We start from the raw sequence: 10,322 nt of genomic DNA, 5'->3' as shown, positions 1-10,322 counted from the left end.
TTTCCTCCTAAATTATATAAATTTTAATTAAAACATTTTTCTGACAAATAGTTAAATCCTCTTACCATAAGCTCCGTAACCACAATTGACAATAATGCCAGGAGCCAGCATTGATAACCCTGAAAGCTCTGATAACTGTTTAATCCAAGGGCAACAAAATATACCAGTACATGCAGGGCATAATATTTCGATATATGTTGGCTGTAATACAGAAGCTGCCTTGCAGCAGGATTCTTCGGTTCACATAACTTGTTATCTTTTCTGCGGATTTCTTCAATAAAGAAAATAATTGCAGCAAATAAGAATATATGCGACAAACTTGCTATCACATGCCAAAAATCCGGATGCGTATATGCATCACTGAGAACGGCGTGCATTTCTGACAGATCCGAACCATAATCTCTAAATACCATTCCCCACCATACAGCCACAATTGCAATAGCGGGAATAGAAAACATTCTGTAAAATCCTGCTTTATCTTTCACATGTCTTATCATTTTACCGAAAGCAACTCCCAGCAGCGCATAAGACAGAAAATAAAGCGGCGTAAAAGAAACAAAATCCGCTTCTCCAATCAGCAGCTTCACAATATAGCCGACTACCGGCACATTTACAGGTATGCCATAAATAAATGGCGCCGCTATGCTGGCTGCTGCGCCAATAACCACATACCATGCGGTATTCAGATTGAATTTCTTAAGCAGCGCCAACACCAAGTAAATAATTCCAGTAATAAAAAAGATATTCGTATATTGCATGTACATCTTTATCAGCAGCTTTAAATTCTCCGTTTCGTTCCCCACCAATCTTTCTGAAACGAAAGGATAAGGCACTATCAAAGCCGCTACATAAGCCAGATTATTCAGATACTGGTAAATCACCATGCGAACGCCGCTCTTGGCAAAATCTGCCGGCTCCCCATGCCTGCTGTAAACAGTTCCAATTCCCATAACAAAAATAAAAATAGCCGCCCCGGACATCGTTGCGAACGAATAAATCCACCGGCTAATGGAATCCTCTGTAGATAAGGTTGCCTGAAACGCATGGATCAGGTATATAAACAGCATGAAAATCCCTTTCAGATAATCGAATTCCCTTTGTCTTCCTGTATTTACTTCTTCCTTTGAAAAAATGGCATTCATCATTTTAATCCTTTCCCCGATATATATTCTTCTAAGTAAGATTAAGCAGGATTCTTGTTATAAACATTCCATCCTGCACAGAAAAATCTGTTTCACCTTCATAGCGGGAAACCGCCTTTATAATACTGGCCACGCCCATGCCGCCGCCTTTATCCGACTGCGGCAGCCCTTTCCGGAAAATCACCTCTTTACTGCTTGTATTCTGGCACTGGATAATCACCTTGTTTTTTTTCTGTGATATATAAATGTCTATCACCTGCTGCGGCTGCCCGGAACCAATACACCCATGGATCGCATTCTCAAACATATTTGCCAGGATGGCGATCCAGTCAATATCCCGGATCGGAAGGTTCTCTCCCAGCCTAATATCCATAGCCACCTGAATATTCTGCCTCCGTGCCTTTTTCGCATATGCCAACAAGATACTGTTTACCGCCAGATTCCTGCTGATATCCTTTACTTTCCATTTTTCCACGTCCTCGTCATACTGGGTAAGATACGCAAGAAGCTGATCATACTCCCTTTTTTGAACATATTCCCGAATCAAAAGGGTATGGTGGCGCACATCATGGCGAATCCTCGCCGCCTCTATTTTTGATTCTTTCATAAGATCCATCTGCTGGTGCAAAAGCTGTTCATTTACCTCAAGCAGCTCCTTCTCTGCCTGATAATAATGTTCCTGCCCTAAGTGGATATACAGGTGGAGGATTGCATACTGGAGGGTTCCCGCCATAAACAAAATCAAAAATGCACGCACCATATTAAAAACAGAAAACCCTTGTAAATTGGGCCAATAGGCCATAATTGCGCCCAGCATGACTGACACGAAAAGAGCCGCTGCGCTGAACAGATCCATTTCCTGGAGCAAAAAATCCACACCGCCCAAAAACTGCTTCCGGAACTTAAACCAAGTAAAAATAAGAATTAGCACAAAACAGACAAAACGTACAAGAATATCTATCCATAGATTACCTCCAAACCACCAGCGCGCCACATCCACGCCGCAAAAGGTACATACTGAAAATAAATAAAATGCCAATGCCATCTTATATAAAGACAAATATAAAACCTCGCTGCTCATGATACTGCAGAAAATCCCAATGGCAGGGAGTGCTGACAGCGCAGCAAAACGGACAAAACTGCTGTTTGCCGCCAGATACCAGACACTATAAGAAGTAACCATAGAAACGCCGAATAAAATGTAACACCAGGCTGTTTTCTTCATGGAGAACCTCGGCCGGTCCAGCATGAAAAAAAATGTCAGCATTAATCCTGTACTAATGGCATTACGCAATAATGCAATCCAAAAAGAACCTCCCAGCATATCCCTCATTCCTCCTTATTGCAAAACACTATGTGAATTTATTATAATGTTTGCCTTATGGAAATTCTACAAAATGGGACAAGAAGCAAATTTAGAGGGATAAAAAAGATCCCCCTGCCCAAAGGGGGGCAAGAGAATCTTTTCTTAACTTTTATAGTTCTGCTGCAGACTATTGAACCGCCTATTATGCCTTCCCATCCCGGAAATCAAAATAATAGGCAAAATAAACTTTCCTAAATTCCGCTGCTTTATTCCGCGGTATGTAAATCGTGTACCCATTATCCATCATAATCTTTTCACGCTCCACAGAAACAATATGATCCATGTTCAGGATATAAGAGCGCCCGCACCTGCCGAACTGACAAAATTCTTCCAACATTTCCCATAGTTTTCCTGTCGTCATGCGGACTCTGTACTCCCCGGCTGACAGATAAAGCATCTGATAATTTTTCTGGGATTCGCAGTAAATGATATCATTGGGCTGGATTTGCCGGATTCCCCCGGCTACTTTCATTACAATCTGGTTTTTCCTGCCCTTACCAATCTGCCCCATTGCAGAATCCATGGCATGAAAAAATCTCTTGCTGTCAAGGGGTTTCACAAGATACTGTATTGCGTCCACCCCATAGGCTTTTAAGGCATATTCCGTTGACGTGGTAAGGAATACAATCGGCATGTCCAATCCCAGTATCCGCACTTCCTCTGCGGCTTCCATGCCGTTCTTCCCGGACATAAATATATCCAGCAGCAAAATATCTGGTATATACCCATCCTCCCTGACCCGCCTCAGCAACGTCTCCGCACTGGAAAACCTCTCCGTTTTGTATTCCAATTCTTGTTTTCTGTCCTGATAGCTTGCCAGAAAATTTTCAATCAAGTCAAGCTCTCTTTCTTCATCATCGCACAATGCTATCGAGTACAATCTTTCCACATCCCTTCCCCCGATAAGTCTGGCGGAATATTCAGAATCAGCCGCAGCACAAACACTCCGTTCTCAGTTCTAAAATCATAGTCGCCGCCATACTTTTCTGCCGTCTTAATAATGCTCGATACCCCGATTCCGCCTGTAAATTCCGTGTTCTGCTGCCCATCCTTTAATTCGGCCTTCCTCCTGCATGTATTGCTGCAGAAAATAATCAGTTTATTTTTTCTTTTTTTCATCACCAAATGAATCAGGCATTCTCTTTCATCTGAATCCTTCTTCACTTCCATGCAGGCGTAAATCGCATTTTCATAAGCATTCGCAAGTATTACTACAAGATCAATATTGGGTATCGTCAATTTCCTGCTAATCTCAATGTCAAGGGTAACTTTAATCTGCTCACTCCTGGCTTTTCTGGTATACGCTGAAAGGATATTATTGACTGCCGTATTCGCACATATCATTTCCACCGTGCCTTGGTCTATTCCCCTGTCATACTCCTTTAGATATTGCAGCAGCTCCCCGTTCTGCAGATTGCGTACATATTCCGCTATTACCGCATTATGATGCCTTACGTCATGCCGTATCCTCCTTCCTGATTCCACGGATTCTTCCAGAATTTCCATCTGACGCTCCAAAAGCCTGTGGTTCATCTGTATGAGTTGATTGTCCCTCTCATATTCTCTCTCAATGCCAATATGGAAGTAAAGCCGGAAAACAAGGAGATGCAAGGTGCCTGTCAGGATAAAGTTCACGGCAACCTGATAAATACGGTATGGGCCCGTAACGTTAATATCCGGGTTTAAAATAAACCCGATTCCCAAAAGAATACTGATAATCATAACGGCAACACTGAATTTATCTACCTCTTTCTCTACATAATCACCAAATCCCCGGATGATGCTTCTCAGTTTTTTTTCTATAACGACAGCCATAAGCAGAATCAATATCACACGTGTGATGATGTCCGCCCATACATTACTGTCAAAGAAAATTATGGCAGCTTCCAGTCCGCCAACCAGAAAAACCGCCAGCAGGTAGAAAGTCAATGCAAGCTTATAAATAGACAAATACACAGAATCACTGCTTATAATTGCAGCAAATACTGCAAAACATGCATACATTGCAAATGCCACGCCACGCACACAGCTTTTCCAATCCGCCACATACCAGGCAGATGCCAATATAAGCGCCACCACACTGAAACATCCATAATAAATGATTGTTTTTTTCCTGCCAAACCGGGATTCACTTATCCTGGAAAATAATAGAATTACCCCTGCAAGGCTAATTGCAAACCGAATAAATGCTATATATACAGAACCGCCTAACATATAATTTTTCTCTCTTATAATTATTTATTGCGCCATTTTAGAAACTCATATTTTTTATTATAATAGATACTTATATACTACTAATTTTGTTACATTTGGCTGCTTTTTTGCATATTTGGCTGACACCGGATATATGCTCCCTGCTTAAGAAGGGAAAGCCTTTCACCAAAACAGCCCCCAGTTTCCCAGGAGGCTGTCTTTTCACTTTAAAAATATGGGTTCAGATAAAAATTACTTACTTTATAGATTATAACTAAAAGCCTGTGTCTTGCCTAGTAGTTTGGAACATATTGCACTTTTAGAGGTACAATTTGCAATGGAACTATTTATTTTGTACTCCAGATTGCCGTCATATTTTTGGCAAATGGCAAGGATACTGGAGATACCAATACCCTTACCTTTCGGCAGGCTGCCGGACAACTCTAAGTCAGCAGGGCAGATATTGTTACAGACCATAGAGCAGCAGGTCAGAAATCCATATATGCTTTCCGGACCCTCACCTTCTTTCCCCTGTTCCAGCACAATGCCGCATGGTATTCCCCCTCTTTCCAATCCTCTATCCCATACTCTTCATTATTATAGTGCTGTTCCACCTGTATATTCCCCCCAATCTTTATACAAAATTTATCCAGAGGAAGCATCATCCCGCTCCCAACTGCTTTCATAAAGCTTTCCTTTATCGTCCAAATGCGGTAAAAAGCTTCTTTCCTCTCCTGCTCCAGATGTCCCATAATAAACTCATATTCAGGCTTGCAGAAAAATCTTTCTGCAAGATTCAAATCAACCGAATCTACATATTCAATATCGCATCCTACTTCTACATCTGCAAATACAGCAATCACCATTTTTTCTGAATGGGAAACGTTAAAGTGAATATCTGGATAATCAGGGAAATACGGCTTTCCATACGTTCCTTCTGCAATTCTTACATTTGCCTCACGAAGCCCGAAAGTTTCCAAACCTTTGTCAATTAAAATTCCTGCTCCAAGTGACAGCAACTTATCCTTTTCCATCCGGTAACCGTCTATCTTTTGCCGACGTTTCGCCGATAATTTCTCATAAAAATTGCAAAAATTTTCTGAATCCTCCAGCATTTTTGTATTAAGCTTATAAACCTGTTTCATATGACCTATACCGCCTTTACATTTTTAAATCATTCTGCGCCTCAAATCTATCATGCCGGAATGGTTCTGTCAATTATTTTCTTAAGAAGCAAAACCGTACCCAAAAAAGCATAAATTATCCCAAAACGAGAATTTTTTGCTTTTTTATTGTAATATATAAAAAGAAGCTGGCAGGCAACCAGCCTCAATATTTCAAAGGAGGAATATAATTTTGGCTAATTGTGACAATAACAGACCATGCCCTTGTACATATGACTGCCCAAGGCATGGAAAGTGCTGCGAATGCGTAGCACACCACAGAGACCATGACGAAGGCGTGCCTGGATGTTTCTTTTCCAAAGAGGCGGAAGCCACCTATGACAGAAGTATAGAAGCGCTCTGCCGCGACAAGGGAATCCTCTAATACTGAGATTAGGGACTGGACTATGGAAATATCAGAGGAGATAAATCTTTTATGGCAAATCCTTCTCGAATTTAATTGGGTGTTTTACCGCCGCATACCAGGCAGCACACCCATCCATGGTTTATCAGTCCTCGTTAACTTCTTTCTGCCGATAATAAAAACCAATGCAGCCGCAAAAGCCAATACAATAGCTGTGGCTGCACTCGCTTCAATCCGAATGGAGGCCGCTGGCTGCCCAAATGCTTTTAAAGCAAATTGTGAGGAATGAAAAATAACAGAAATAAAGGTTAGGTTTATGGCGCCAATTACGCCATAAACCGTTTCACCTGCAAATAAAGACGGCCAATACGGTAAAATGAATAAAATTGGAATCATAAATCCCCCTGTTAAGAGAATTATCATTAGGACATCAGTGTTCTTACCTAATGTGTGGTTTATTCTGACAATCATTCATTTCTGCACACCGACTATTTCCCCTTAATCTCAATCCTGTCCAAAATTCCCTGTACACTTATATTCTGATGTGTCAGGAACATTCTCGCCACATCCTCCACAAATGCTTTGTCCGCGCCTGTTGCCCGACCAACGTCCTCCAGCGTATAACCTTTATCTATATATTTCATAATCTTTTTTACAAGCCGGAAAGTATCTCTGGAATTCACGGATTCTTTTTTCGGCATCCTCCGCCCCCTGCTTAACTCCGCTACCTCCGCATGGCCGTAGTACACTTTGACGGGGTTTCGCGCCAGCAATTTGTCCCAACTATCCCCAATCTGCGTCCCTCTATGAATCTCCAATTCATACAGAGGATTGAGGTCGCCTACAAACAACACCCCTTCATCCAGGCATAAAGAAATACTGTCCTCGCTGTGTCCCGGCGTATACACCACTTCCCCTGCAATCCCGCATCTCTCCAAAAGCGGACGGCTCTCCCCGCAGGAAATAATGCGGACATCCTCATCTACAATTGGTACATATAGGCGCTTCCCCTCTTTTGCAAATATCTTATCCGCATCATGGATGTACGCCCGCTGCACGTCAGCCGCCACAATCCTCACACCGCAGCTGGCAATCTCTTGCGCGATTCCCATGTGGTCAGGATGAAAATGGGAAATAAACAGGTAACGGACTTCCTGAACTGTCGCCCCTGCCTCTCCAAGCGCCCTGCAGAACTGCGGGAAAGAACCTGCCCATCCGGTATCAAAAAGGATGCTGCCATTCGTTCCCCGGATAAGATATGTGTTTGTGCCGGAATACTTTAATTCTATTACCATCTTACCACTCCATTTTACAAAAAGTTCATCTAGCATGATACATTTTCCGTCTATCCTTGGCAACAAGGTACTCCGTTTTACTTCAAAGAAACTCTGTTACAAACCTCACAACATAGCAATGTTGCCCCATACGCAAAAAACACTGGTAAAACATATAGTAAAATTATATTGCCATTACATACATGAAATAAAAGATATTGGAACAATACCACCCAAATAAAATGAAAAATATAAAAAGTATATGACCTTTTTGACATAAATTTTGATATTTTCCCATTAAAATTCAAATACCCTTTTCCAATCCCTAACATGGAACTAACCATAAACCACTCCGATGCATATTTCGCAACCGTATTTAACAATGTTTGCTGTGTATCTGACCAAATAAACATATATACATTGAAAACCGTTGCAGTTATACCGATACACAAGAAAATCCATTTCCATTTTTCTACTTCGTTGATTACATCATCATTTGAGAAAATATAGTAACCAACAAGAAAAATGTAAGTATATTCTGCAAGGCTTTTTCCGCCTATCGAAAGCACTCCGCTAAAAAATGGTAATGGTAACCCCCAAAGAAAAATCAGTACAAACGGTATAGCAGTCTCTTTTAGATGCATTATTTTTCTTTGCAATAAGATAATTCCAACCGCAATGAGCGAAATAAGGAACAGAATTAGCACTGTCCCAAAAATAAATGGTATCAGTAATTTTTTAGCCCTTTCCAACACATATTGCCTGATTGTGCGCTTTTGCAGCGCAAATCTTGTGGAAATGCCTGCAATGAAAAACATGAGCGGCATAAAATACGGGCTAAAAAATACCACAATGCTGCTAATTATTTTATTGCTTTCAAAATAAATGTAATTTGGTTCTCCCCATACATTCCATGCCATTGCTGCATGGTAGGGAACAAGAAGTAAAATGACAATCCAACGTATATTGTCAACATAGTATTTTCGCATACTTAACCCATGCCTTTTATCAATAATATCCAATACTGTTATCCTACCACATCCGCACACATAATTCCATTAAATGTTTCCTGCCCGTATCGTGGAAGTTTCATAGTTCCATATCCTCCTTTCACTTTCACCCTCCCTTGCGGTATATCTTGTATATATTTACAGTATTGATGATTGATATTAACTAAGATTTATTAATCTGTTCGACAAAGTTGCAGAACAGAGGTCGGAACGGACGTGGAGTGCGGCTTGTTTTCAGCGGGAAAACGTGTTATACTTTGAACCCATAAACTAACTGATAAATTGGGATTAGAGGAGAAAAAGACCATGATAGAGCTAAATACCTTTAAAAAGCTAACGGAGGAAAATGATGGCCGCCTGCCTCTTTTGACACTTGACGAATTTTTTGAGGGAAATACGGAGGAAGATTCCATTGCGCCAAATGACTGTGGCTTTGGACGCCCTTCCATTGCTGAAATATGGGAACTGATGCGGGAACTTGAGAAAAGGCCAGACATCGCATGGATTCGTATTGAACTGCACAATGATACGGAAATCACAGAATATAATGGAAAAGAGGTATTGGTTCTTGCGGGAGAATCGCCTATAATATGTACCTCTCTTTCAGCATCAGAATTGGAAACACTTGCAAAATGCAGATGGCTGTGTTCGGGAGGGGCAGAGGAATGGGCGGCATCTGCGATTGATTCCCTGTTTTCCTGTAGACCGCCTGTTCCTGATGGTTTTCATTGTTTTGCCATTGTATGGGATTGATAGTGCAGCTGAAATTCCCATTTATTGAGCAAATGGAAACCTAAAACGTAAGCGCCAAATATTCCTGCGGATTTCCTGCTCCCCAAGTATCACCTATAATTGTAGTCGATAGATATTTAGACTATTTCACTACAATTATGGAGGATAGGTTATGGCAGGTACTCGCAGAACCCGTGTCCCGATGGCGGAACAGATCAGGCTTATCAATGAATGCCGCCAGAGCGGCATGACTGATGCTGACTGGTGTCGTGAGAACGACATTGCAGTAAGCACTTTTTACAACTGGGTCAGCCGCTGTCGGAAAGCAGCAGCGGATCAGATCCCACCAGCGAATTACGGTCATCTTGAGGTTCCCCGCCCGAAACAGGACGTGGTCCCCATTGACATTGTGCCGGATCACATTTCGGAACAATATACAGCATCACAGATGCAGAACTCGTATCTTGACAATTTACATACGATTGAAGTTGATATGAAGGATATCACAATCCGTATCAGCAATGATGCGGATCCGGCCCTGCTTACCAGGACATTCCGCCTGCTTGAGGAACTCCCATGTTAGGCGACATCTCCGGACTTGAAAAGATCTACATTGTCTGCGGCTATACCGATATGCGAAAATCCATTGATGGACTCTGCGCCGTTATCGAAGACCAGCTTAAGATGGATCCGTCGTCCAGTGCTCTCTTTCTTTTCTGCGGAAGAAGACGGGACAGGATCAAAGCCTTGTTCTGGGAACCGGACGGCTTCGCTCTAATCTATAAGCGGTTATCTGTCCGCGGCGGCTATCAATGGCCCAGGAAGCAGTCAGAGGTCCGGAATCTTTCCTGGCGGGAGTTTGACTGGCTGATGTCGGGGATTGATATTGACCAGCCCAAAGCCCTGAAAGCAGAGTAAAAAGTATCTGGGTTTCAGCAGAAATCCTGCACAGAAGAATCCGGAAATCCCTTGTAAATTCGCAATGTCATTAACTTAAGAAAAAGCAATACCGGATAGCTTTACACCCATCCAGGGGGTAAAGGACATCCGGTATTGTTCTGGAAAATTAATTCTAATA

At 41.9% G+C, this 10,322-nt stretch carries 12 protein-coding genes; 4 read left to right on the top strand and 8 right to left on the bottom strand.

The genetic code is table 11. The annotated features are described in order from the left end of the window. Nucleotides 1-23 precede the first annotated feature (23 nt). The 5 genes from ACTO17_RS14500 to ACTO17_RS14480 form a co-directional block, all read right to left on the bottom strand. Nucleotides 24-1,145 (bottom strand): hypothetical protein, encoded by a 1,122-nt coding sequence (locus ACTO17_RS14500; RefSeq protein ID WP_482558436.1) that lies wholly within the window; start codon nucleotides 1,143-1,145, stop codon nucleotides 24-26. A 28-nt stretch (nucleotides 1,146-1,173) separates the two neighbouring features. Further along, nucleotides 1,174-2,367, bottom strand: a complete 1,194-nt coding sequence (locus ACTO17_RS14495; RefSeq protein ID WP_482558435.1) for a sensor histidine kinase — start codon at nucleotides 2,365-2,367, stop codon at nucleotides 1,174-1,176. Between the two features lie 283 nt (nucleotides 2,368-2,650). Then, nucleotides 2,651-3,397, bottom strand: a complete 747-nt coding sequence (locus ACTO17_RS14490) for a LytR/AlgR family response regulator transcription factor (protein ID WP_172535167.1) — start codon at nucleotides 3,395-3,397, stop codon at nucleotides 2,651-2,653. Beyond that, the gene (locus tag ACTO17_RS14485) at nucleotides 3,376-4,587 is read right to left on the bottom strand and encodes a sensor histidine kinase (RefSeq protein WP_482558434.1); all 1,212 of its coding nucleotides are present in this window, start codon (nucleotides 4,585-4,587) and stop codon (nucleotides 3,376-3,378) included. The genes ACTO17_RS14490 and ACTO17_RS14485 overlap by 22 nt, the downstream gene beginning before the upstream one ends. Nucleotides 4,588-5,189: 602 nt before the next feature. Then, nucleotides 5,190-5,846 carry a 4'-phosphopantetheinyl transferase family protein gene (locus tag ACTO17_RS14480; RefSeq protein ID WP_172535165.1) on the bottom strand — a complete coding sequence of 219 codons (657 nt, stop codon included), beginning with the start codon at nucleotides 5,844-5,846 and terminating at the stop codon, nucleotides 5,190-5,192. Between the two features lie 211 nt (nucleotides 5,847-6,057). Between ACTO17_RS14480 and ACTO17_RS14475 the strand changes: the two genes are divergently transcribed. Next, nucleotides 6,058-6,249 carry a hypothetical protein gene (locus tag ACTO17_RS14475; protein ID WP_172535164.1) on the top strand — a complete coding sequence of 64 codons (192 nt, stop codon included), beginning with the start codon at nucleotides 6,058-6,060 and terminating at the stop codon, nucleotides 6,247-6,249. Between the two features lie 84 nt (nucleotides 6,250-6,333). On the opposite strand, the gene ACTO17_RS14470 is transcribed toward ACTO17_RS14475, so the two are convergent. The 3 genes from ACTO17_RS14470 to ACTO17_RS14460 form a co-directional block, all read right to left on the bottom strand. Continuing rightward, on the bottom strand, nucleotides 6,334-6,624 hold the full coding sequence (locus tag ACTO17_RS14470) for a hypothetical protein (protein ID WP_482558433.1): 291 nt from the start codon (nucleotides 6,622-6,624) through the stop codon (nucleotides 6,334-6,336). 92 nt (nucleotides 6,625-6,716) lie between these two features. Then, nucleotides 6,717-7,523 carry an MBL fold metallo-hydrolase gene (locus tag ACTO17_RS14465; RefSeq protein ID WP_482558432.1) on the bottom strand — a complete coding sequence of 269 codons (807 nt, stop codon included), beginning with the start codon at nucleotides 7,521-7,523 and terminating at the stop codon, nucleotides 6,717-6,719. Between the two features lie 77 nt (nucleotides 7,524-7,600). Beyond that, nucleotides 7,601-8,524 carry an acyltransferase family protein gene (locus ACTO17_RS14460; RefSeq protein WP_482558431.1) on the bottom strand — a complete coding sequence of 308 codons (924 nt, stop codon included), beginning with the start codon at nucleotides 8,522-8,524 and terminating at the stop codon, nucleotides 7,601-7,603. 294 nt (nucleotides 8,525-8,818) lie between these two features. On the opposite strand from ACTO17_RS14460, the gene ACTO17_RS14455 reads away from it, so the two are divergent. From ACTO17_RS14455 to tnpB, 3 genes are all read left to right on the top strand, one after another. Then, the gene (locus ACTO17_RS14455) at nucleotides 8,819-9,265 is read left to right on the top strand and encodes a hypothetical protein (protein WP_482558430.1); all 447 of its coding nucleotides are present in this window, start codon (nucleotides 8,819-8,821) and stop codon (nucleotides 9,263-9,265) included. Nucleotides 9,266-9,416: 151 nt separating this feature from the next. Then, nucleotides 9,417-9,827, top strand: a complete 411-nt coding sequence (tnpA, locus tag ACTO17_RS14450) for an IS66 family insertion sequence element accessory protein TnpA (protein WP_482558429.1) — start codon at nucleotides 9,417-9,419, stop codon at nucleotides 9,825-9,827. Beyond that, nucleotides 9,821-10,162, top strand: coding sequence for an IS66 family insertion sequence element accessory protein TnpB (tnpB, locus tag ACTO17_RS14445; RefSeq protein WP_482558428.1), 342 nt, complete (start codon nucleotides 9,821-9,823; stop codon nucleotides 10,160-10,162). Before tnpA ends, tnpB begins: the two co-directional genes overlap by 7 nt. Nucleotides 10,163-10,322: the final 160 nt, after the last annotated feature.

This window comes from Petralouisia sp., from assembly GCF_056822245.1.
This window is presented reverse-complemented; position numbering and strand designations above follow the sequence as displayed.

What these genes read in the sequence shown, in the direction of transcription:
- ACTO17_RS14470 (WP_482558433.1), bottom strand. Translation starts at nt 6,624, where the DNA reads ATGATTCCAATTTTATTCATTTTACCGTATTGGCCGTCTTTATTTGCA.
- ACTO17_RS14480 (WP_172535165.1), bottom strand. Translation starts at nt 5,846, where the DNA reads ATGAAACAGGTTTATAAGCTTAATACAAAAATGCTGGAGGATTCAGAA.
- tnpA (WP_482558429.1), top strand. Translation starts at nt 9,417, where the DNA reads ATGGCAGGTACTCGCAGAACCCGTGTCCCGATGGCGGAACAGATCAGG.
- ACTO17_RS14500 (WP_482558436.1), bottom strand. Translation starts at nt 1,145, where the DNA reads ATGATGAATGCCATTTTTTCAAAGGAAGAAGTAAATACAGGAAGACAA.
- ACTO17_RS14465 (WP_482558432.1), bottom strand. Translation starts at nt 7,523, where the DNA reads ATGGTAATAGAATTAAAGTATTCCGGCACAAACACATATCTTATCCGG.
- tnpB (WP_482558428.1), top strand. Translation starts at nt 9,821, where the DNA reads ATGTTAGGCGACATCTCCGGACTTGAAAAGATCTACATTGTCTGCGGC.
- ACTO17_RS14455 (WP_482558430.1), top strand. Translation starts at nt 8,819, where the DNA reads ATGATAGAGCTAAATACCTTTAAAAAGCTAACGGAGGAAAATGATGGC.
- ACTO17_RS14495 (WP_482558435.1), bottom strand. Translation starts at nt 2,367, where the DNA reads ATGAAGAAAACAGCCTGGTGTTACATTTTATTCGGCGTTTCTATGGTT.